The organism is Fulvivirga sp. AWR4_260 (genome assembly GCF_056158185.1).
Genome location: NZ_JBSWSU010000015.1, coordinates 2,210,936 through 2,235,976 on the forward strand (window position 1 = coordinate 2,210,936; position 25,041 = coordinate 2,235,976).

Here is a 25,041-nt window from a genome sequence, read left to right on the forward strand (position 1 = left end):
GAATATTGATTACGACATGTCAAAAGTATATAGAGTCAAAAGTATAAGTGAGTTTCATAAGCTGAGAGGGCTGCCCGAACCTGAACATCCATTGATAAGTATAGTCAACTATGCCGATGTACAATTGACCGTGGGCGGCTATGATGTGAGCTGGGCATTTGATTTTTATTCTGTATCACTGAAGCGTAATCTGTATGGTAAACTCATCTACGGTCAACAATCATATGATTTTGATGAAGGCGTAATGTTTTTCCTCTCGCCAGGTCAGGTCTTTAGCATTGTAAAAGATAATAGTACTAATGCACTGCGCTCAGGATGGATGTTGCTGATTCATCCTGACTTTTTATGGCATACATCATTGGCTACAAATATTAAAAAGTATGAATTTTTTGATTACAGAGTAAATGAGGCCTTATTTCTCTCAAAGAAAGAGGAAGATACCATGATGGGCATTATTCAAAATGTAAAGGAGGAGTATAAAAACAATATTGATAAGTTTAGTCAGAACATTATAATATCGCAGATAGAAACATTACTCAATTATGCCGATAGGTTCTATCAAAGACAATTCATTACTCGGAAAAAATCCAATCATCAGGTGCTGGGCAAGCTAGAGGAAGCTTTGAGCAAATACTTGAAAAGCGATGCGCTAATCCAAAATGGATTGCCAACCGTTCAGATGATTTCCGAAGAACTGAACCTTTCGTCTAGCTATTTAAGTAATTTATTAAAAGTACACACAGGGCTTAGTACCCAGCAGCATATTCATGAAAAGGTGATAGAGAAGGCTAAAGAGCAACTTTCAACCACTGAAAAGTCAATTAGTGAAATAGCCTATGAACTTGGTTTTGACTATCCACAATCTTTTACTAAACTGTTTAAATCCAAAACTAGTATTTCTCCATTAGCATTTAGAACTTCATTTAAATCATAAACCATTATCTAATGGAGTGATTTTACAGAGCCAATCAATGTTTAACTCATTTATTTATTGATAGTTACTGCTTTTTGATGAAGCAGTGCTGTCATTATATCATTCCCTCAATAAAAGTTACATTCCCGTATAATTATTAAGCGTGTATTATGTGATTGAAATATAATTCACATGGTTTAATTGTATGTTAAAACATGAAAGGTGAAATGAGCGTGCTTAAGGCGCTTTAATCATCTGGTCCAGTGTATTTCTTTCATTTTTTTATTATTAGCATAACAAAACCATGCTTTTGTTAGCATTATTGTAATATAAGTTTAATTCTGAATTTCCTTCCTAGAGCTTTAAATCGGCCAACATTGTGGTAATTATTGATCCTGAACAAAATTATTACTTAACAAATCTAAAAGCGTATGGAAGGAAATTATCTACCTTTTACAAAAGCTCTTACTTTTCTTAGCCACAGGCGATTCAGCTTATGTTTGATAGCATTGTTGGGCTTAGGCATTAATGTAGCCCTCCCTGTGCAGGCACATAACATCAAAACATCAATAGTAGAGACTATAAATGTTTCTGGTGTGGTTACTGACGAAGATGGCAACCCACTGCCGGGGGTAAATATAGTGGAGCGTGGCACCAGTAATGGAACCATTACAGATGCTAGCGGGAAATACAATATTTCTGTAGCCTCTAATGAATCGGTGCTTGTATTTAGTTTTATAGGTACTGCCGCACAAGAGGTGAGGGTTGGCAATCAAACGAATATCTCTATTCAGTTGATGAATGACATTACTACGCTTAATGAGTTGGTAGTAATGGGATATGGCACGCAAGAGAAAAAAGATGTAACCGGTGCAGTTGCTTCTGTAAGCAGCGAAAACTTTAATAAAGGAGTGGTGAACTCGCCACAAGAATTATTACAAGGTAAAATAGCGGGTGTTAATATTGTATCTGCCAGTGGAGAACCTGGAGCCACTCAAAATATGACCATCCGTGGTCCTGGTGGGGTAAGAAGTGGTAATAATCCACTTTATGTAGTAGATGGTATTCCTTTGGATAATTCTAATGCCGTAGGAGCTTCAGATCCTATGTCGTTTATTAACCCGGCAGATATAGAATCTATAGATGTATTAAAAGATGCTTCTGCCACAGCCATTTATGGTGCACGTGGAGCCAATGGTGTGGTAATGATTACTACTAAGAATGGTAAAAAAGGTCAGGCAAAATTAAGCTTCAATAGCACTGTTGGTGTTTCTAAAATAGCCAGAAAAATAGATGTATACGAAGCCGATGAGTTCAGACAAGTGGTGTCAGAAATAGGAGGTGACCTAATAGACGGTGGTGCATCTACTGATTGGCAAGATGAGGTGACCAGAACTGCCATTACGCAAAATTATAATGTTGCCCTTAGTGGAGGAACAGAAAATACACAGTATTATGCTTCCGTTGGCTATCAAGACCAAGAAGGAGTGATTAAGAAAAGTGATTTTAAAAGATACAACGGGCGTTTGAAAATCACTCAAAATTTGGTTGAAGATAGAATTAAGGTAGATATGAACCTTAATGCCTCAAGGATAGATAATGTGAGACCTGATTACTCAGGAATTATTGGTAGTGCGTTGGCAGCAAACCCTACTTATGCTCCGTACGATGAAAACGGTGAAATAGCATACTATGGAGATATTACTAATCCGTTATTTTCAGTAGAACAATATGGAGATTATACTAGTACTGATAGAATTATCGGTAGCATAGCACCGTCAATAGAAATTGTAAAGGGACTTACCTATAAAATGAATTTGGGTGTAGATGTATCGCGCACCACCAGAGATGAGCAATGGTTGCCCAATTCTATTTATGATCAAGAAGGAAGGTTAAATTCTACCTTTTACAATAGAGACAATACCTTGTTGGAGCATTATTTAACGTATGATTTTACGAATGGAGCGCACCATGCTAATATTTTGGCAGGTTATTCTTATCAAAAAGTGAAGCAGCAGGAAAGGTGGTGGAGTATAAGCAGTTTTCCTGAAAATGGTGTGGATCCAAGATATAACCCAGGACAGGGTCAAATAATAGATCTTAGCCAAGGTGATGGATACAGGGCAAGTAACAAGCCTGACGGTTATGTGCAAAAAAATGAATTACAGTCATTCTTCGGTCGTGTTAATTATGACTTGTACGATAAATATCTGTTTACAGCTAACATTAGAGTAGACGGTAGTTCCAAATTTGGAGAGAACAACAAATACGGAACTTTCCCATCATTTTCAGCTGGTTGGAGACTTTCTGAAGAGCAATTTATGAGCAGTTTGCCTTTCTCTGACCTGAAATTAAGGGCAGGTTGGGGACAAACTGGTAATCAGGAAATACCAGGAAAGCTTAGTCAGGAATCTGTGGAGCTAACTACAGAAGGTGGAGTGAGTTACCCTTTCAGTAATGATGGTGATTACCCAGCAGGTATTAAATACAACAGGTACGCTAACCCTAATCTTAAATGGGAGGTGACCACACAAACCAATATTGGTCTTGATTTTGGATTGTTTGAAGGGGCGCTTACAGGTTCAGTAGATTACTTTAATAAAGTTACTTCTGATGTACTTTTAGAAGTATCCGCCTCCGATCCTTTAAGACCGCAGTCTGCGGAATACTATGCCAATATTCCTGACATGGAAATAGTTTCTAACGGGGTGGAGATAGCCTTAGACTATAAGCATAATGTATCCGGAGGGATTAGATACGGTATAGGTGCGAATGCCACATTCCTGAATAATGAAATCAAAAACTCTCCGTTTACTGTAATTTCTACAGGTTCAGCTTCAGGTGGAGGTTTAACAGATGCTTTAGTTAACGGCTATGTAAATGGCGAACCTATAGGTACATTCTTCTTATTAGACTTTATAGGTATTGACGAAAATGGAGAAAGTCAGTATAGAAATATTGATGATGAAGAGGCAATAAACGATAAGGATAGAATTGCAGCCGGCAGTGCTTTGCCTAAAACTAATTATAACTTCTATGGAAACATTGGTTTCAAAGGCTTTGACTTATCCGTTAACTTTAATGGTGTTTCGGGCAATAAGCTATACAATAATACTGCTAATGCCTTGTTTACAAAAGCACGCTTGTCTAAGTCACTAAACACTACATCGCAAGCTGCAGCTTATAGCAATGAGTCTAATAGTAACTCTACCACCATCTCTACCAGATACTTGGAAGATGCGTCTTACCTACGATTAAATAACGTCACTTTGGCTTATACTTTTAACACCGAGGCATTAAATATTGGTAATTGGATTAAGGGTATTAGGCTATCCGTAACGGGCCAGAATCTATTTGTAATTACTGACTATAAAGGTTATGACCCAGAGGTGGATACAAAAAAGAATGTGGGCGGCTATCAGTCATATGGAGTGGATTACCTGAGTTATCCAAAAGCCAGGTCTGTTGTATTTGGGCTTAATGTTTCGTTTTAATTGAAGATCAGTTATGAAAAATAAATTCTTTATATATACTTTATTAGGGGTAGCTTCTTTATTTAGCTGCACCGATCTGGAAGAAGAGATTCTCGATGAATCTACGGATGTAACGGGTGAAGGAGGTTCTGGAGTAATCAGTTTGTTATCGCCAGCCTACGCACCATTGCCAGAGTTTTATCGTCATATCAACTATTTTACGCTGCAAGAAGTAACTACAGATGAAGCCATTCTTCCTTATAGAGGAGGTACAGACTGGGGAGATAATGGTAAATTTTTAGACTTACATAAACATACTTTTACAGCAACTAATGGAGCCATTAATGATGCATGGAACTCTATCACTACAGGCTTAACATATGCTTCTTCTGCTGTTATTAGATTAAGGGAAGATAATAAATCCGAAGATGCCATGTTCTTGGCAGAAGCCAGGGCTCTAAGGGCTTTTTATAGCATGAAGAGCTTAGATCTTTTCGGAATTGTATTTATGAAAGATGATGCCGATGAAGAATCGCACGTGCTTAGAGGTGTAGAAGCTTTTAATTATGTAGAAAGTGAGCTTTTGGATGTAGTAGATCAATTAGACAACACCACTGGACCTGGTCGTATTACACAAGATGCAGTAAAAGGTTTGTTGGCCAGATTATATCTTAATGCAGCCGTGTACCGCGATGTATATGCAGCTAACTATGATTTTAGTGCAGAAGATATGGCAAATGTGATCAAGTATACTACAGAATTGATTGAATCTGGTCGTTATGCTTTATCTGCAGAATATTTTGAGATTTTTGATGATGAGAACCATACCAATAGTGAAATTATTTTTGCTATTGATCAGAGAGCTGACCTCAATGGTCATAATAGAATGGCTTATTTTTCATTATCAGGAAATCAATTTCCTTTGCCGGCATTTCCGAGCGCCAATGGTACTGATGGAGCGGCTATTACTTCAGATTATTATGAAACATGGGAAAATGCATATGCACCTTTAGATCCGGCACAAGCTGACCCAAGATTTCATAAGTATAACCTTGATACTACAGTTACATGTATTTCAGCTGAAGACTTTGAAATAGACAGAGGTATACTTAGAGGACAGCAATATGGTTTGAAGAATGATGCTAAAGGCACTCCTTTCTATAGATGTGATGGTGATAACTATGTAGTGGATAAAATTTACAATGTTACCCGCTCTAAGCCAAATGAGCCTGTTATTTTCACCAAGAAGATCGATTTTAGCTTAGAAGGCAGTGATTATAGCACCGGTTACCGAGTAGAAAAATACGAATTCAGTAAGAAATCAGATACGGGTAGAAATAAAGGAGAAGCAGACCTTGTAGTGCTAAGGTTGGCAGATATGTACCTGATGCGTGCTGAAGCTAATTTGCGAAGTGGTAATAATGGAGCGGCTTTAACTGATGTTAATGCAGTGAGAGCAGTAAGAACGGCACGTATTACAGCGCCAGCATTAACTAGCATGGATTTAAATTTACTTTATAGAGAAAGAGGGTTTGAATTTTACTGGGAGCATCAAAGAAGAACTGACATGATCCGATTTGGAAAATATGAAGATACTTGGACAGAGAAAACAGATAAAGATGTTAATAAAAGGTTGTTCCCTATACCTCAATCAGCTATTGATGCAGCTTCAAATACTCCCGGTTATTTAGAACAAAATAAAGGGTTCTAACCATATCATAAACAATTTTTTAATGGACACTTACATAATAGGTGTCCATTATTTTTTGCTAAAGCTAATACCTATGAAGAAGTTATTACTATTCACATTTTTTTGTAGTGCTGTTTCAGTACTGTATGCTCAGAAATACCCAAGCTCTATAATTTTTGCTCATAATGATTATGTTCAAACTATGCCTCTAACTGAGGCTTATCAGTATAGGGTGGGTTATATAGAAGCAGATATTTTTTTAATGGATAATGAGCTTTTTGTTGCGCATACTGAAGAGGAAATAGAGCAGAGCCAAACATTAGAGAAGATGTACCTAGATCCTTTGAGCCAATTAATAGCAAAGAATGATGGTCTGGCGTATGCTGATTCTCAACAGGAACTCACATTAATGATAGACTTAAAAAATGAGGGCGAGGCCTCACTTCGAAAGTTAGTAGAACAATTGGAGCATTATCCATCTTTAATTAATTGCCCTACTTTTAAAGTGGGTGTTAGCGGGGCTATGCCTGAGCGCAAACAATGGTCTGAATTTCCTTCCTACATTCATTTTGATGGACGACCTCACATAAAATATACACCTGATCAACTTCAAAGGGTGCTTATGGTCAGTACTGATTTTGGAAAATTAACCGCTTGGAATGGCAAAGGAGTGTTGACAGCGCAAGATGCCAATCAGGTGACCGAGGTGATTAATCAGGCTCATGAATGGAATAAAAAAATAAGATTTTGGGGGGCTCCTGATTTTACTAATGCATGGATTGAACTTAGAAAAATGGGTGCTGATATTATAAATACAGACCATGTAAAAGAACTTTCTGCATTTATAAACACATCAGATAAAAATACTTTTAAGGCGGATAAGGTGTATCAAGTCTATGAGCCGAAACATAAGTTTAAAAAGAAGCCAAAAAATATCATATTATTGATTGGTGATGGTACAGGGCTTGCACAATGGTATGCCGGCTACACTGGTAATGGTGGTGCATTGAATGTATTTCAAATGAAGAGCTTGGGCTATGCTGTCACCACTAGTGTAGACAGTTATATTACTGATTCTGCTGCTGGAGCTACCGCTATGGCTTCTGGCCAAAAAACTAATAACAGGTTTATAGGTGTAGACGAACATGGAGAAGTATTACCTCTTATTACTAATAAACTGGATGAGCATGGTATCCATACAGCCATCATTTCTAATGGTAATATTACAGATGCAACTCCAGCAGCATTTTACGCTCATAATAGCGAAAGAGGTAATGCTGAGGCGATAGCCAAAGATCTTACAAAAGCTAATATTGATATTGTGATAGGGGGTGGTGTTGATACTTTTAGCGAAAGAGAAGATGGTGATAATTTAATAGCAGCGATGGAGAATAACGGCTATCAGTTTAGTAGCACATTTAATGATAAGGTACAACCGTCTTCTGCAAAGCATTTGATACTTGATAAAGCAGTTACTCGATCGATGAAAAAGGGCAGAGGTAGTTTTTTGGAAAAGGCATTGCGCTATTCAGTAAAAACGTTTCGGGAAAAGAAACAGCATTTTTTTATTATGGAAGAGGCTGCTCAAATTGATTGGGGTGGACATAGTAATGACTTGAACTATGTTGTGGAAGAGGTCTTGGACTTTGACAAGGCTATTGGTGCAGCTATGAAAATGGTAGATGAAGATCAGGAAACATTACTGATAGTTACGGCTGATCATGAAACTGGGGGTTTGTCTTTAATAGGGGGTAGTATTGCCAATAAAGAAGTGATTTCTAATTTTAGTACTAATGACCATACAGGAATTATGGTGCCTGTTTTTGCTTATGGGCCTGGTGCGGAAGTATTTCAAGGGGTATATCAAAATACTGACATCTATCATAAGATTTTAGCTGTTCTGAATGTAAAAGAATAAGTAAGGAGGCATAACACGCCTCCTTCTCCGGGTTATTTAAGTATAAATTTTTGAGTTGCCATATTATTTTATTGGGTTATTGGTGTTCCCAATTTTGTAATCGTTCTAAGTAGAGGTATGATTCTACAAATGCTTCATGCTCTGGGCTTGTCATTTTTTTCAATAGATTCAGTGAAGAAATGTAAGTAGCAAGATTACCATTAGAAGACATGAATTTGCCATCTTCTATAAAACTTACTGTAGCATCATCTTGCACAATAAGCTCTGGATAGTCTTTTTGCAACTGCTCACCTCCACCAATCCATGTTACTATTTTTTTACCTTTAGCAATGCCTGAGGCTCCTATAAGTTGCGCTCCACCACAGTTACTTACTGTGTAGGTGGTCTCCTTGTTTTTTTCTTTAATAAAATTGAGGATGGCCTTGTTGTGCACTTGCGTATACATGTCGTAAGCACTGGGCACAAACAATACGGTCAACTTAGGAGCATTGTCAAAAGTGTAATCGGGTACCAGTCGCAGCCCTTCTTCGGTGGTAATGGCCTCAGCTTTTTCGGCAATAGTGACTACATTAAATAGCTTTTTATCTGTGTTTTCTGTGTGCTTGGTAAAAACATCAGCCGGAGCGGTAACTTCTGTAGTCAATACGCCATCATACATGATAATGCCAATCGTGGGCAAGGAACTGTCCAGAGGCGCCATGTAAGGAGGCGTTTTTGTTTCCTCTGCTTCTTGTTTTTGTTGTTGACATGCTGTAAAACATGCGCAAATCAGCAATATAATAAAGGTATGTATATATTTATTGAACATTGAAAATGGGTGTTATTTGAGTAACATTTAAATCTGTTCGCAAAAGTATAAATATGTTGGGCTATTTTAGTGATCCAATTATAATAATAAAGATGGCCCAGATGATTCCTTATAAATCCCTTTTGAGTTTTGATAGAGAATTGGAAATCCCTGTTTATCTGCAAATAACTAATCAGCTAATTACATTAATTACACAGGGGCATTTAAAGCCTGGCACATCATTACCCAGCACCAGAAAGCTTTCAGAATTATTAGGCTTGAATAGAAATACCATTAAACTGTCCTATGATGAATTGGAACTTCAAGGGTGGGTAGAGGCGAAGAGCCGCAAAGGTGTGTTTGTATTGTCTGATTTGCCAGACGTTCAGCATGGGAAATTAGAGCAATATAATACCACTGAACAAGCTGCAGATTTTGAGTGGAATAAAGTTAAAGGTAAAATTAATGATGCCATTAATTTTCAGGACAAGGTAATGACGCTTGATGACGGTTTTCCTGATGTGAGGCTCACACCTATTGATATACTGATGCGTGAGTATAGAAGCTTGTCTAAAATGCATTATGGTATTCCTTATCTTAAATATGGTGATGTTAAAGGCTCTATTAATTTAAGAAATGCTATTAGTGACCACCTTTCAGTTACTAGGGGTTTAATAGCTTCTGCCGATGATATATTAATTACTAAAGGGAGCCAAATGGGCATTTATTTATGTGCTCAACTACTCATACAGCCAGGAGATAAAGTAGCTGTAGGCATGTCTAATTATTTTACAGCTGATGAGACTTTTACTAAAGCAGGAGCGGAGCTTGTGCGCATTCCGGTAGATGATGCAGGCATTGATATCAATGAGCTAGAAAAAGTGCTAAACCACCAAAAGATTAAAGCCGTTTACATTATCCCGCATCATCATTGGCCCACTACAGTTACACTTTCTATGGATAGAAGGCTGAAGCTTTTACAACTGGCCAAACAATACCGATTTGCCATTATTGAAGATGATTACGATTATGATTTTCATTATCGTAATAAGCCATACATTCCCATGGCTAGTATTGATCATCATCAGCATGTTTTATATCTGGGGTCTATATGCAAAACCTTTGCGCCAGCCATACGCGTGGGGTATTTGGTAGGCGCTAAAGATTTTATTGATGATGCTGCGGATACCCGTAGGCTCATAGACCATCATGGCGATACACTACTAGAGGAAGCCCTGGCGGCCATGTATAAAGATGGTGAGATGGACAGGCACTTTAGAAAATCTATTAAAGCCTATAAACTCAGAAGAGATCATTTGTGTAACCAGCTAGACCAAAGGTTTTACAAATGGATTCACTATCAAAAGCCTGATGGCGGCATGGCCGTTTGGGCTAAGTTTAATAGAGATATTGATCTCAATAAAATAACCGAACAAATGTTAAAGGATGGTGTAAGAATGATTCCTCCACAATTTTATAATACTGCAAACTTTAATGAAAACGGTATGCGCATAGGATTCACCTCACTTACCACTGAAGAAATGGATGAAGTACTCAATAAACTGTATCGATATTTGAGTGAATATTACTAATTGGGCCATCAGCAAATTGAGAACTGGGTGAATAAGTTTGAATATTGGCGGCATAGCTTAGCGTAAAAATAAAAACGTTAAACAATGAATAAACTATTAGTAATCAACGCCAGTGCGAGAAAGGAAAGGTCATATAGCAGAAAACTGGCAGATACATTTACAACATATTACCAAAGTGTGAATGAAGCGGTAGAAATTACCAATAGAGATTTGTATGACGGCCCTATAGCTCATTTAGATGAAGCTTGGATAGTAGGCGCCTTCAAACCTAAAGACCAAAGAACATCAGCAGACCATGAAGCACTGGCACTAAGCAACACTTTGGTTAATGAGCTTAAAAGCCATGATGCTATAGTAATAGCTACACCTATGTATAATTGGTCTGTGCCCAGCGTACTGAAAGCATATATTGATCAGGTAATAAGGGTAAATGAAACCCTAAGTATAGACCCTGAAAATGCAAAGGCACCATACAAAGGGCTTTTGCACAACAAAAAGGCTTATTTAATATTGGTACGTGGCGTAGCAGGGTATGAAAGTGGAGAATTACATGAGCAGTGGAATTACCAGACGGCTTACTTGAAGACCGTATTGGGAATGATGGGCATAACAGATGTAGAAACAATTATAATGAACAATGCAGCCACACCTAATGCAGAAGCGGAGTTTGGAGTAACAGTGAAGGAGATAGAAACACTGCTAGGAACCAAGAAAAATGTAGCGCAGGTATAACTTATTTGTAAGGCTAAACTATTTCATTTGTCGTCTGTCTTCATTAAATTCGATCATAATTGATGGACTTAATATTAGTTGATTTATTATGTAGCTGAAAGTCAGCTGATTAATAAGTCGTCTGTCTCCGGGTAAAATTGTATCATCGTAGGTAGACGACAGATGACATCATATGCAGCTCTTTGAAATGCCGTACATTAATCATAAACCCTGATTTTGTTTATAATCGATCGGGGTTCTAATCGCACCTAACAGGAATTGAAATCAATCTCTGAGTAGAAAGTTTTACTAACATTGTCCTGTTCTAATCGCACCTAACAGGAATTGAAATTAGCATCAGCCTGCTTTTGCAATGCTTCTCTGTTCCGTTCTAATCGCACCTAACAGGAATTGAAATAATCTGAATTTTCTTTAAACTCATCAGGGTCAAAAAGTTCTAATCGCACCTAACAGGAATTGAAATGAGGCGCTGGTTCCTATGAAAGTTTTGCTAAAGAAAGTTCTAATCGCACCTAACAGGAATTGAAATTTCCATACAAACGTGTTAAATTGCTCGGATTTCATTGTTCTAATCGCACCTAACAGGAATTGAAATTTTACAAAGGAAATAAAAAAGGCAAAGGGTCAGAGAGTTCTAATCGCACCTAACAGGAATTGAAATAATATAGCGGCATACTATTGGCTAGTTGTAGAGAAGTTCTAATCGCACCTAACAGGAATTGAAATAACATTTATACCCTTTGTCCTGTTTGATTGAATCAAGTTCTAATCGCACCTAACAGGAATTGAAATAAAGAGGACGAAAAAGTAAACAAATTCAAACAGCTTGTTCTAATCGCACCTAACAGGAATTGAAATAATATGGAACTTCAAAAGGGGTGTTATTGTAAGCGAGTTCTAATCGCACCTAACAGGAATTGAAATACTATACAAGTCATTTAATTATCGTTTAGTTAATTAGTTCTAATCGCACCTAACAGGAATTGAAATGAGAAGATCATCATAGTACGTTTGTTTGGTCAGACTGTTCTAATCGCACCTAACAGGAATTGAAATAGCTCTAACAGTTACTAAAGCAGAGTTTGTTTGTATGTTCTAATCGCACCTAACAGGAATTGAAATAAAATTGAAAAAATACAAGAAGAGGAAGCAATAAAACGTTCTAATCGCACCTAACAGGAATTGAAATTAGTAGATTCTATTATTCAGGCAAGTGGAGGAACTGAGTTCTAATCGCACCTAACAGGAATTGAAATAGTAAAATATAGAGCTTATCAGTGCATGCGTCTGCAGTTCTAATCGCACCTAACAGGAATTGAAATGTGTGTCTGGAATTAGTTTTGACACAATCGAAGGTGTTCTAATCGCACCTAACAGGAATTGAAATGTAATAACTCTTGAGATGAAGCAACATAAAAAACCTGTTCTAATCGCACCTAACAGGAATTGAAATGAATCATTAATATCATAATCCCCGTTATTTTGATCAGTTCTAATCGCACCTAACAGGAATTGAAATAAATGATAATATGTATGAGAGAGTATAGGGTGTTTAAGTTCTAATCGCACCTAACAGGAATTGAAATTTGTTTTCCCCTGTGTATTTGTCGCTTGAATCGGCCGGTTCTAATCGCACCTAACAGGAATTGAAATTGGGTGCATATTGTAAGACTTAAGTCCGCTTGTTGAGTTCTAATCGCACCTAACAGGAATTGAAATCTTATACGTAAAAGGCAGCTAACCAATTTGTTAGAGTTCTAATCGCACCTAACAGGAATTGAAATAGAGCTTTGTTCTATAATTCTTATGTCCTTGCTAACGTTCTAATCGCACCTAACAGGAATTGAAATCGATCTGTTACATATTCATCATATGCGCTATATGTGTTCTAATCGCACCTAACAGGAATTGAAATTTAAAAATACTCCAATTGAAAAATCTTTATCTGGGGTGTTCTAATCGCACCTAACAGGAATTGAAATTAAAGCTGTAGAAAACATTGAATTTGAAAAGAGCGAGTTCTAATCGCACCTAACAGGAATTGAAATCTGCAAGCTGAGGAAAATAGTAGCACAAATCTGACAAGTTCTAATCGCACCTAACAGGAATTGAAATCCTACTCAAAAAGTTCGCTAGCAGGGTTTTAGCTGAGTTCTAATCGCACCTAACAGGAATTGAAATTGATTTAGTATGTATTCAATGGCGGCCTGTTCATGTTCTAATCGCACCTAACAGGAATTGAAATCCGTTTGCTTCACCACGTCAACAGTTTCATCTTCTTGGTTCTAATCGCACCTAACAGGAATTGAAATCTTCTCAAATGCACTTAAAAAGGCTGTATATTTGTGTTCTAATCGCACCTAACAGGAAATCGTATCGTAGCGGAGATTCGCGAGAGGATGTGCGGCATGGAAATGGGGATGAGCAATTGAATCTTTGAATCAGCATTGATGTCTTAATTTTGTCACTGTTCTAATTCTACCTAAAAGAAATGGTGCCTATGATGCAGGGTATGGGCATTAAAATTTAAACCTCTCTTCAAATACCACCTTTAATTGATAGCTAGTTTGAAATTCTAGTCTATCATACCTCTAATAATTATTATACGGCATTTTATACTTTCCTATTATTCTATCTGTAGAAAGTATATTTTCTTTTTACTATTTCAAAATTCACCTCAATTGTCATTTCGATATTATTGATTAATATAATCGAACAACTACTACTGCTATCAAGTTTGATTTAGCAGCTTATCCTATCCGTACATAACATTCCGTATGGGCATCTCTCATCTATGGTTTTATGTTCACATACTTTCATGATCAGCTTGAATTAAACTCGGCACAAAGAATCTGAATATTTTCAATTTTGCCAGTATTTGAGTAAATACATGTAAAGTTTATTGGTATTTATAATATTGATATACAGCTGATTATGTGTTTTTTGGATGTATTTTTTGCATGTGCAGCATGTGCTATTAAGTGGTGAAAAAATCCTTTTAGAATTGTAAAAGTTCCTAACGGCAATGTGCCTAACGGATGCATCTAAAAGATTTTATAACCGCGGAAATATAGAATCTAATAAGCACTGACATACTATGTTATTAACCTTTCATCAAGGTATAGAATGGTTGATAAAACTAAGCAATGGTATGTCGTAGAATAGCAATACTAGCCTTAATAATTGTAATGGAAGAGCAATTTTTCTTGCTAGTCGCTATTCATCTTCCTTTTGCCTCATGGAGCATTTAATCAATGTTTCACAAGCCTGTATGGCAAAAAGAAAGACAACATGAATACTGTTAAAATTGTAATGTTTGTTATGTTATTAACTACCATTTTTTCATGCAACAAAGAAGAAATAAAACCAAATGAAAATAAGTTGGAAGAAACTTCAAGATATGCCAATGACCTTACTGGAGATGATGATTTAGGGGGGGGAGTAGATGAGGGAGATCCGATAATTCACGAACGCAGGAGAAATTAAGATTTAAGGGGGTAGTCAGAGCTACCCCCTTTTTTTAAATTTTATATAAAAATCAGAGGTGTTGTTATCTCCATAACTGTAATGGCCTCTTAGTTGCCGAGCTAAAAGATTAATTATACTACTGCCTTCATTATTCTCCTTAGCAGTGATTCTACCTTTGCCTCCATCTTTTATCGTAAGTTCTATTTCATCATTATATTCCTCTAAGCAAAAAGATAGGTGCAGGTGTCCTTTATTATCAGCACTATACTTAATGGCGTTTATAATTATTTCTGTAATAATTAATGCAAGCGGATTAATTTGCTTCTCATGAATGAACACTGGGGTGATTTGCTTATCGATGGTTAGTTTTTTATGACCAATACCCATGCTAAAACATAGGTTTTCGGTCAACTCTATTATGAAATTATCTATTCGTGTTATTTTATTCGTGTTAGCTTTTTTTGTGTTTAGGTGTCTGTATACAATGTTTAAGGTCTTAATTTGATTTTTGATGTGATGCAATGTATTAGTTTCATTATCAGTTTTTTGGTGAGATATAAGACTACTGAAAATGGTAAGCAAATTATTGGTTCTGTGGTTAAGTTCTTTAAAATGTATTTCAGCACTCTTGGCAACAGTAGCCCTGTTGTAAGCATAAAAGAGAATGATAATCAGTGCTAAAATAATTAATAGCCCCGCCCATCTATAATTGACAATATCTTGTTCCCTTTTTATTGTCTCTAAGGTGTAGGCATTTTTCCATTCATTTACATTAAATATAGCTTCGTATTTGAGGCTTATATTCTTGTTTTCATTAGTAATTAGTGAGTCTTTAACCAAAATAATTTCATCGCTTATTTCAAGTGCATCTAAATATAATTCGGATTGTATAAGTAGTTTTCTTTTTTGTAGAAGATAATTGTGTCTGTCATATAAAGAAGGACTAAATAGTGATGATAAAGAATCTGCTTTTTGAATATATTTTAATATTTGATTTTTATTATGTAATACATCATATAGTCTTAATACCTCTATATAATTTTTAAACAATGATGCCTTATTATTTGATTTCTGGAGTACTTCTTGTGATTCAAGTAAATGCTTTTCTGCTGATGAATATTCTTTTTTTTCATAATAAGCTTTGCCAATATTAAGATGAGAAATGGCTATTTTCTGCGGATCAAATTTCAACTGTAAACTACTGTCATAATATATAATGGCTGAATCGGGTAATTTTTCTTCTAAGTAGAAATTACCAATATTATTGTATACCGCAGCCAGTTGTACTGTATCCTTAATTGATTTTGCTAGTTCCAAAGATTTGTTGAAAAATAGCAAAGGAGACTTATTACCTGCATGCCTAAGGGTAGTGGCTAAGAAATTGTAACCTTTCATGAGGTTTATTTGGTCTGCATTTTTTGATAAAATGGGCAATGCTGTATAGTAGTAGACTAACGCTGAGTCATACATATTAAGTTTACTATAGATCCAACCTGCATTAAGTAACTCTTGAGCATATAGGTTACTATCAGAATTTTTAAAAAGCTCTACGGCCTCTAAGTACAAAGGTAGAGCATCAATGTATTTGTTTTCGCTAAATAAAGTGCTGGCTAAATTGCTGGTACATTTACCTTGTTCTATGGTATTTTGTTCTTCTTTAGCCAAACGTATACAAGCCTTAAAATTTAATGCAGCATCTGTCAATTCTCTCTTTTTTAGATGTGCAATACCTTTTTTATGTAGTCTTTTTGATGGAGGTAAATCAGTAGTGTCTTTCTTGTCAAATTGAATACTTGAGGCATTGGTATGCAGAGGAATTAGGACTATAATGAATATGAGGAGAAACAACTGAGATGTTCTCAAGGCACTTAGAATAAAAATAGGGGAGATCATGTTGTTGATATTCAGTTGTTTGTGTTTTTTTAAGACTTAATCTAAAATAAAACAGAATGCAGTATTAAATTTATACCAATATTAATCAAATATTAATTAAAAATGGGAACCTCAGAAGGCGTAAAAATACTGTTGGTTGAAGATGATTTTTTAATTGCAGATAGTCTTATTGAATGTTTAGCTACGTTAGGGGATTATAGCATCGTACATTACGATAATGGAGAAGAGGCAATAGCCAACTTTTCAGCATTAAACCCTGAGGTAGTGATCATGGATATAGAATTGGCTGGGAAGTTAGATGGTATCACTACAGTTCAGAGGTTGCATCAAAAGTCTAAGGTGCCCATCATATTTCTTACAGATTATGCTAACCCGGAAGTGATGAGGAAGATATCTTACTTGGAAGTGGTTAATTTTCTTGTAAAACCATTCGATGAGTTGCTGGTGGCAAGTAGTATAGAAAAGGCCTTATCAATAACCAATAAGACGAATGAGCAAACCAAAGCTCCATTAATGGAAGGCTATATTTTCGTTCATGAAAAGGATGGTCATTATGAAAAGCTGGCCATAAATAATATTATGTATTTGATCGCAGGAGGTTCATATTGCTCCATTTATTGTAAAGCAGGCAAATCGTATGTTTCTGTGGCAAAAAACATGAAAGCTATTCAAGAGAGTATAGCTGAAAATGCTCTAGACCCTAGTAAGTTTTTGCACATCCACAAGTCGCATACTGTTAATGTTGATTGCATTACAGGTTTTCAAGGAAATCAGGTGATTTTGGAAGATGGAAAGAGGTTGGACATAGGCAAAACCAAACAGCAAGAGATTAAGGCTATGTTTAAGATGCTGTAGTTATATACTCTGAATCTTGTCTTTCACAAAGTATATCTTGCCATTCACAAATCAAATTCTGGTGAGGTAATATTTAGCTGCATATTGGCTTCATAATAACAAATGAAGTCGAAATGGCAGAAGAAAAGTATCCTGTTGATGCATGCCTGCATCTATTTAAATTATTTGCTGAAGAGCATAGTCTCGATAACACGCCTGCTGGTCTTGACAGACTGTCTGAAGAAGATTATATACACCTTTATGATGAGAAATATGTAAAGGGCAAATATCTTAAAAACCGTTTTTACGATTTAAAGAAGGCTAGTAAAGAAGGAGAAAGCTCCATTAAAGTCAACAAGCTTTATTTTGATGTCATAGCAAAAAAGCTCAGGTATGACAATATGGATGATTTCCTTTCTAGAAACAATTTTAAAAGGGAAATTAAAATTCCAGACCCAAAAGTAAATCATAGTCAATTATATGATCGAAATCCTGTTGAAGGTACAGAATGGATAGATAAATACGTCTTAGGAGCACGAGTACTTCCAGCGCTTTTGGGAGTGATGCCTGTACTAATTATTATTTATATAGCCCTAATAAGACCCGGTGAAGTATCATGGGTGATTTTTCCTTTAAGTTTTTTCTTGTGTTTAATCATTGCTTGGGGACTAAGTGGCTGGCTGGCTACGATAGGCAAAAAATGGGAAAGCAAATTATTCTTTCAAGGAGGAAATAAAGGCTTTGCTACTGCATATATGATGCTCTATGATATTAGGTCTAAATATAATGAAGAGCAAAAAGTACAGTACAGGCAAAAGGTAGAGCGCTATTTTGATATTACTTTTCCAAGTAAAGATGCAGAATCAGAAGATGATACGGAAGCATTAAGAAAACTCCATAATGCTGCATTTAAGATTAAAAATGTAGTGAAGTCTGTAATTATTCGATCTGCACTTATACGATACGGATTTCTCAGAAACCTAATTCCCTCAGCCATTTTATCTCTCTCATTGTGCCTGCCAGGCTTAGCATATGCATGGTGGGAAGCTGACCTGGTACTTATCCTACTATTGAGTCTATATGCTTTTGGTTCAGCCTATTACATTATAGTGTACGACAAGCCTATAAGGAGAGCTTCAGAGGCTTATGGTAGGTACCTCATTGACGAATTTCTGAGTAGATAATTCTTCTCACCTCAATTTCAACATAAAATTCAATTTACCATGCAATATAAATTAATAGAAAAGTACTTCGAAACTGAGCTATTTCAGTCGGTAGTAATAGATTATTTCGATACTGTTTTAGGAAGCCTAATTTCTAAACACGCATCAACTTCTGCTAAAGGCTTATTTGTGGTTAATGGGAAAGAATATGCCAATTACTACGATATGCCCTATCATATCCACATTTTAAATGGTCTTATTCCGGCTCTGTATGTTTACGAAAGGTTAATGGTAGAAAGGGGATTTGAAAAAGACCCTGAAGCTCAGCTTTATTTAAAGGTATTTATGCTTGGGTTTACTTTTCATGATGCCAATAAACTATTAGGAACTCAACAGACTAGTGATAGGTCTGATTTAGAGGTGGGAGTGGCTGAGCTTGATGCATATGTGGCTGAGCTGAATGTTACTGCTTTTCTTCCAGACTATGAATTATACAAAAGCAATGTTTATTACTTGGCGTTAGCTACTGAAAATGGCAGTTGGGTAGCATCTGAGGATTATCCAATTACATTGAACAGAGATGAAGTAGACACGGTGATGCGTAACCTATGCCACTTTGCCGATGGCATAGCTTCCATTCAAAATGAAAGCCTTGAGTCTATAGAAGCTTTACATAGCAATGTAGAAAAGAAATTAAAGCTTATTGCTAAAGAGGCATCTATGCGTGTTTCCTATGTTAAAGTTAGACATAATCCATACACTCTTTTAAGTCAAAACTTACTGCAGGTAACCAGAAAGATTCTGTTAAAGAATAATAAAAAGGTGTTGTTGGCTATTAGAGAGGGGTTTGTTTTTTGGGGAGACCCGTTAACAGAAGATGAGTATGAAGCTATACAAGTAGATTATGCTAGTGCCAGCTCAGATGACATTAACTACTTATCATTAACCAAAATTGACGCTCAAAAATGCAAATTTGGATTTATAGGTTCAGCCCCATTTTCACGAGAGGTACTAGAATCTATTTGCGAAGAGAAAGGAAATCAATTTCTGTCATTATCACCAAACGGGAAGGAAAAAATACAAGATTTCGACATCTTTTATGATTTCACCAAACAGCTAATTAATACGTACAACTTACCCGTAGAATGCAAAGACCTTGACGGTAAATTGGTACTAAGTTATTTTCAACAGATAGAAAGTGAAGAGGATGAAGCGTTTAAAACCATTTATAATTTACATAAAATTCAATGGTTAAATACAAAGGTAAATGCCAAGTGGTTAAACGATTTTAAGGCTTGGCAAGAGGAAGATCGAAAATTACCTTTACCTATAACCATTGATGACGAAACCCTGGATAGCATTCCCAAGCTGCTCTCTTGGATTGGGAGTAAAGTTAACTCAGTTAGCTCCTTATACAAGACATACATCAATTTCATAAAGACTTATATTGTTCTTCAAGATGAAGATACAGACGATTATATAGATCAATTGAGTGAAGATATTATCGACTCTTTAGAAGTTCATGACAGTGGTGATTCTGTTAAACAGCAGTTGTTTGATCAATACTTTGAGGCTCCAGGGAAATCAAATTTAAGGTTTCTTGATAGTTATACACCGGAGGTTCCTGAAAAGAAACAAATGTGTGCTTTTACTGGAGGGGCGGGTAAAGTGCCTTACACAGCTGTTGTGGCTTTTGCCATGAAGGCTCGTGGTTTTAGTAATAGGTCTGTAACAGCATTGGGCAACACACAGAGCCATATTTCTAAGTTGTACGCAGAGGAGAATAAATTAAGGTCTTCACTGTATAGCGTAAGTGATGCTAATTATGTGCTGTATCACGATTTTTTCGAAGCGCGATTAGACATAGATCGTGACATTGTTACAAGTAGCATAAAGGCTAAAGATGAGCTTAAGCTTTTAGAAGATGGTAGGATTGAATTCGATAAAACGGCTAAGTTCCAGTATAACCTTTACAATCTCGATTTTATAAAGTTAGCGCCTAAAATAGAACCGGTTTTCTTTTTAGTGAGGAAATGTCTGCGTTTGGTCAAGCACATAGGACTCAGAACTTACATTTCGGGCATCATGTCCCCATATACCCCCCACAAATCAGTTTTCTTTTATGATAATCCACCTAAGTTTTTAAAGCTATTAGGCTGGCATAGCATCAGGTTGGTTGAGGTTGAAGAGGTGCTCGATGAAATGTATTTGATTTTGCTTTTTGGCAAAGATAGAATAGAGAGCAACCTGCTTAAAATCGCCCATAACAGAGGAGCATACTTCACACTCTATTACTTATTTAATGATGAGAAAATGAAGGATAAGCTCTTTAAAACACTTGAAAATTTCTACAAAAAATATCCACATAAATTTAAAGGAATGACAGTTACAGAAAATTTAGTAAAGCTGGCCGTGAAGATAGATGTCGGCTATAAGAGCGGTGCTGAGGAGACATGGATGATCAGGACCGCAATGGAATACTTAAGAAAGTACCACAAGCAAGGTAACAGCAGAGAAGATATCATACAAAAGATATGCGGAGAAATATACCGCAAGTTGAGAATGGAAAAGCAAGACATGGATGATATTAAAGCTTTTGCTACAGCGGTTTATGATGAACTGTTTGTGAAAGACTGGAAAGGAGAAATACCAGCTGTAAATATTGAAAAAGACTGGATATATCAGTTTGCTTTCCTTTATCGCGAATACTCTTTGCAGCATATGCGAACTAAGAAAGCTATCAACCTACAAAGAGAGCTGATAGATAAAAAATTAGAAGTAAATGAAGAGAATGTAAAAAAACTATTGCCAAAAAGTATGCAGAAATACGCTGTAGACTATTTGCAAACTATTGAAGCTCTTTAAATTAAAATCACTTATAACATCATAAAAATATGAAATCATTATTTGACCTTATACCAGAAAAGTACTTTGTATCTAGCCTTAAACAAAATGCACTTGGTTCTATAAAAATAGTTGTCCTTAGAGAAATAGTGGGTAATGCCATTATCAGAAGTAATTACCCAGATGAGACCATTACTTACAAACTATCACCAAAGCGCGATGTGGTAGAAGTACCTGCCAGAAAACTAAAAAGCAGAGAGAAATTACTAGGATTAAAGCTATGTAGAGAGTTTAATGCAGTGGATAGCAGTCTGCGATACAATGTTATCAAAAAGAGTGAACAACTGGCTAACCCTAACTCGGTTCTCTTTGGCGACAGTGTAACAGAGAGCGGTGATGCGGTAGCGCTTACTAGTAGAGCAATATACGATTGGGCTTATTCACTTAGGGATATTACACAACTTACGGGCACCATGCAGCATAATGCTTTAAGTGAGGGGGGCACTATGTGGAATGAAGAGGAAGGTAAATTGAGACAATCTCTTTTTCAGGTGCAATATGTAAAACCAGGCACCTTTTTGCCTCATTTTATCACACTAGAAAATGTAACTCCAGAGCTATTTGTACATCTTATGTTATGTGTCATGAATGAGTCACGCTATTTTGCTCAGAGCACTACTACAAGCACCGCAAATGTTAAAAATCATATTTTGGGCGTTGGAATTTCTGATTTTGAAAAAGCTGTTAATAGCTATTCTATTAGTAAAAATTGGGATGGTAATGAAGTCAACAAAGAAAGTATTTCTGAGGCTATCAATTCTGCCATGATAGCGGAGTATGGCCAAGATAACTACCTAGATGGTAGCAGTATTACAGGTCTCATCAATGATTTATGGTTGGATAGAGAGGTAATGAGCAATCTGTATGCTAAAGCGCATCAGGATTGTGAGCAGTACTTGAAAGATATTGCCATTATTAAAAGTGGAAAAACTAAATAATGGTAACGAAAGTATTAAAACTAACGCTGCTGAATCACCTCTTTTATTACACAGAAGTATCAGGAGGCAGTACCTCAGCAGCGGTTACTGGCGATTTTTTGGGTGATTTGGCATTGAGTTACGCATTTAATAATGCGTTGGGGAGAAGAGATTATACTTTTAAAAAGAAACCCTCATATACTGATGTAAAGGATTTTGGCTTTTATTGTACGGTAGCAAAGCCTGTTATTAAGCATGATAAAACCGAAGCTTATATTCAAAATACTCTATTCAATGTTGATGGATATGTAGATGTTAAAGCCATTGAGAAATCAGGCAAGTCACCTTTTAAAAATTTCAGGCAGGTACAGGGCATGGTAGTAGGTGCTGAATTTGAAGCGCTATTTATAGCTAAAAATGATATGGAGTTACCACCAGTGATTAGGATGGGGAGGGCGTTAGAAACAATGGTGAGAGTAGAAGAGGTTGCTTCATCTAAAGAGCGTGAATTTTGGTTGAATGCGTATTCTTTAAAAGCAGTATTTAATAATCTTGATGCAGTCACTAATATTTTGGTGGAAGGCGATAAGGTGAATTTTTCATTCATACTGGAAAATTATAACCTGATAAAACAGCTGAATGAACAAGAGGTAATCAGTGCTTTCAAACCAACTTTTGAAGATGGATAAGTTTAGCATAAGCATAATGCCTCAATATGTAAAACAGACTGATGAGGTAGAGTTAATTAATGGTAAAAGCTGTCATTTGCATGAAGTGCAAAAGAGGTTCAAACTTAGCTTTTCTAATTTGCCAGAGTTTACCATTATTACAGCTCCTACAGGAACAGGTAAGAGTTATGCTTTTCCGTTTCCCGCTCTAAATGCTAAGAAAGAAAGGAAAGGTATAGGCGGTGGCATTAAGGTACGTGGCCTGATAGTGTTACCAACTAATGCGTTGATTAGGGAGCTGACAGCCAGCTTTTCGGCTACGTATCCTCAATTGAATATTGGTCAATTAACAGGAGCGGAGCTGTCAAAATACGGTGATAAAGGATATTCTCGATGGAAGAGAGCAATTGAAATTGCTGAGGACAGTGATTTGCTCATAACTAATCCTGATATCATCAATTTTGCAATGCATGGAGGCTACCACCAGTTGGCAGGTCATAATAAAACTGGAGATACCCGTTTTAGTAGGTTCTTGAGCCTATTCAGCTACATTGTGTTTGATGAATATCACCTTTATGATGAAGCTCAGATAGCCAATATTTTCACCATGATTAAATTGAGGAAAATATTTCTTCAGCATTTTGACCCCGAACTAAACGCTTCGAGCCGTACACTGAGGTTTATTTTTGTATCGGCTACACCTGAAGCTGGCTTAAAAACACTGATGGACAATGAAGGCTATAATTATGAAGAGATAGTAGAAGAAATAGTGCAGGAGAAAGAGAAGGCCAGGCCTATTCATGGACAGTTAGAAGTAGAGTTTATAGATAGCTCCAATATGCCTGAATTAGTGATGCACAAACTTCCTGAATTGAGAGAAGTACTAAAGAAAGAGCGTGTTTTGCTCATCCTTGATCAATTGAGGGAAGTACAAGAATTGGCCGATATCCTACAAAGGGAGTTGCCACAAACCATTATCTACCAAAGTACTGGCTATGTGGCTAAGGAAGAGGAAGAATCCAAACTCATTAAGCAGGCCAATTTGATCTTAGCAACCAATAAAGCGGAGGTAGGTGTCAATTATGATGTAACCTATTGCATTATGCAACCAGGAAAATTCTATCAAAATTTTGTGCAACGTTTTGGTAGGGTTTCTAGAGGTGAAATGGATGGTAAAGTAGTGATCTGTACCGATAGAAGGTACCATAGGTTTGCTAAGCAATTGCAAGAGGCTACCAATTGGTCTTATTATGATTTTCTGAATGTGATGAGGGATGAATTACAAGGCAGGAAGTTTTATACCGAAAAGGTGCCTCTTTATTTAGGAGAATATCTATGGTCTATTAAAAACAGTATATATCGCTTCCAAGACTATGACATTTATAAATACTTTAAAAGAAGGCTTTCCGAGCTAGGATTTGGTAATGGGTTAGTAGAGAGTAGATATAAATTATATGAGGCCATAGAAGCATCCATCAACGAATTGGTAAAAGATGCCATGGGTTTGGATAAGTTGCCATACAATGAATATGCATGGATAAAGCAGGGAATATATACTCGGCTGGAAAAAATGGCTCCAAGGACTAATCAGTGGCTGTTATGGTGGAGAAGTTTCGTCAATACCTACCTTACTTTCAGAGATGGAGGCTTAGTAGTAAAAATATACGACCTAAAATATCATAAAGAGCTTGAGTATTCTCTGGATTGGATACTTCAGCATAAAATGATTGAGAGTATTAAGGTAGAGCAAGAAGAACCTTTTAAGATCATTCAATATGAAGTGAAAGATTTAAAGGATCGCGATAAAGATTTGCAATATCAAGTGAGCACGCTTCCTAATGTGGGGTTACAAGGTAATAATTTTCTTACCTATAAAGATATGCAGGAACCTGGCAAGGCATTTCTGAAGGCGACAAAGGCCGTTAAAGATAAGCTTAGAAGAGGCGCAGCAGATAAGGAACAACTTACCCTATGTGACAAGATTACTTCGCTAGCTAAAACCTTTGATAGAAAGAGGTTAACCATTCTGGATATTCAAACAGATGACACTATTATTTAATTAGGGCATTTATGCTTCAATTTTAAACCA

15 protein-coding genes and 1 CRISPR repeat array are annotated in these 25,041 nt (G+C 36.4%); of the genes, 13 read left to right on the forward strand and 2 right to left on the reverse strand.

What is annotated here, in order from left to right:
* Nucleotides 1-16: 16 nt before the first annotated feature.
* From ACXACQ_RS15675 to ACXACQ_RS15690, 4 genes are all read left to right on the forward strand, one after another.
* Nucleotides 17-934 carry a helix-turn-helix domain-containing protein gene (locus tag ACXACQ_RS15675; RefSeq protein ID WP_474976906.1) on the forward strand — a complete coding sequence of 306 codons (918 nt, stop codon included), beginning with the start codon at nt 17-19 and terminating at the stop codon, nt 932-934.
* 410 nt (nt 935-1,344) lie between these two features.
* A complete protein-coding gene (locus ACXACQ_RS15680) occupies nt 1,345-4,407 on the forward strand; it encodes a SusC/RagA family TonB-linked outer membrane protein (RefSeq protein ID WP_474976907.1) in 3,063 nt (1,020 codons plus the stop codon).
* 13 nt (nt 4,408-4,420) lie between these two features.
* The gene (locus ACXACQ_RS15685) at nt 4,421-6,097 is read left to right on the forward strand and encodes a RagB/SusD family nutrient uptake outer membrane protein (RefSeq protein ID WP_474976908.1); all 1,677 of its coding nucleotides are present in this window, start codon (nt 4,421-4,423) and stop codon (nt 6,095-6,097) included.
* A 73-nt stretch (nt 6,098-6,170) separates the two neighbouring features.
* Complete coding sequence (locus ACXACQ_RS15690; protein WP_474976909.1) at nt 6,171-7,994, forward strand: alkaline phosphatase; 1,824 nt, start codon at nt 6,171-6,173, stop codon at nt 7,992-7,994.
* A gap of 76 nt (nt 7,995-8,070) precedes the next feature.
* Here the strand turns inward: ACXACQ_RS15690 and ACXACQ_RS15695 are convergent, their stop codons facing one another.
* Nucleotides 8,071-8,802 (reverse strand): DJ-1/PfpI family protein, encoded by a 732-nt coding sequence (locus ACXACQ_RS15695; RefSeq protein ID WP_474976910.1) that lies wholly within the window; start codon nt 8,800-8,802, stop codon nt 8,071-8,073.
* A 101-nt stretch (nt 8,803-8,903) separates the two neighbouring features.
* Here ACXACQ_RS15695 and pdxR point away from each other — a divergent pair, with 101 nt between their 5' ends.
* From pdxR to ACXACQ_RS15710, 3 genes are all read left to right on the forward strand, one after another.
* Nucleotides 8,904-10,373 (forward strand): MocR-like pyridoxine biosynthesis transcription factor PdxR, encoded by a 1,470-nt coding sequence (gene pdxR, locus ACXACQ_RS15700; protein ID WP_474976911.1) that lies wholly within the window; start codon nt 8,904-8,906, stop codon nt 10,371-10,373.
* Between the two features lie 84 nt (nt 10,374-10,457).
* A complete protein-coding gene (locus ACXACQ_RS15705) occupies nt 10,458-11,105 on the forward strand; it encodes an FMN-dependent NADH-azoreductase (RefSeq protein WP_474976912.1) in 648 nt (215 codons plus the stop codon).
* Nucleotides 11,106-11,340: 235 nt separating this feature from the next.
* Nucleotides 11,341-13,482: a CRISPR direct-repeat array (repeat unit 30 nt; unit sequence GTTCTAATCGCACCTAACAGGAATTGAAAT).
* Between the two features lie 914 nt (nt 13,483-14,396).
* Complete coding sequence (locus ACXACQ_RS15710) at nt 14,397-14,591, forward strand: hypothetical protein (RefSeq protein WP_474976913.1); 195 nt, start codon at nt 14,397-14,399, stop codon at nt 14,589-14,591.
* Between the two features lie 21 nt (nt 14,592-14,612).
* Here the strand turns inward: ACXACQ_RS15710 and ACXACQ_RS15715 are convergent, their stop codons facing one another.
* Nucleotides 14,613-16,466 carry a tetratricopeptide repeat protein gene (locus ACXACQ_RS15715; RefSeq protein WP_474976914.1) on the reverse strand — a complete coding sequence of 618 codons (1,854 nt, stop codon included), beginning with the start codon at nt 16,464-16,466 and terminating at the stop codon, nt 14,613-14,615.
* Between the two features lie 102 nt (nt 16,467-16,568).
* Between ACXACQ_RS15715 and ACXACQ_RS15720 the strand changes: the two genes are divergently transcribed.
* The 6 genes from ACXACQ_RS15720 to cas3 all read left to right on the forward strand — a co-directional run bounded on the left by ACXACQ_RS15720 (nt 16,569) and on the right by cas3 (nt 25,011).
* Entirely contained in the window at nt 16,569-17,321 is a 753-nt protein-coding gene (locus ACXACQ_RS15720) for a LytR/AlgR family response regulator transcription factor (protein ID WP_474976915.1), read from the forward strand.
* Nucleotides 17,322-17,434: 113 nt separating this feature from the next.
* Nucleotides 17,435-18,484, forward strand: coding sequence for a hypothetical protein (locus ACXACQ_RS15725; RefSeq protein ID WP_474976916.1), 1,050 nt, complete (start codon nt 17,435-17,437; stop codon nt 18,482-18,484).
* Nucleotides 18,485-18,523: 39 nt separating this feature from the next.
* Nucleotides 18,524-21,328 carry a hypothetical protein gene (locus ACXACQ_RS15730; protein WP_474976917.1) on the forward strand — a complete coding sequence of 935 codons (2,805 nt, stop codon included), beginning with the start codon at nt 18,524-18,526 and terminating at the stop codon, nt 21,326-21,328.
* Nucleotides 21,329-21,357: 29 nt separating this feature from the next.
* Nucleotides 21,358-22,305: a type I-D CRISPR-associated protein Cas7/Csc2 gene (cas7d, locus tag ACXACQ_RS15735; protein ID WP_474976918.1), complete on the forward strand. Its 948-nt coding sequence runs from the start codon at nt 21,358-21,360 to the stop codon at nt 22,303-22,305.
* A complete protein-coding gene (cas5d, locus tag ACXACQ_RS15740) occupies nt 22,305-22,973 on the forward strand; it encodes a type I-D CRISPR-associated protein Cas5/Csc1 (RefSeq protein WP_474976919.1) in 669 nt (222 codons plus the stop codon). The genes cas7d and cas5d overlap by 1 nt, the downstream gene beginning before the upstream one ends.
* Nucleotides 22,966-25,011, forward strand: a complete 2,046-nt coding sequence (cas3, locus tag ACXACQ_RS15745) for a type I-D CRISPR-associated helicase Cas3' (protein WP_474976920.1) — start codon at nt 22,966-22,968, stop codon at nt 25,009-25,011. Before cas5d ends, cas3 begins: the two co-directional genes overlap by 8 nt.
* Nucleotides 25,012-25,041 lie beyond the last annotated feature (30 nt).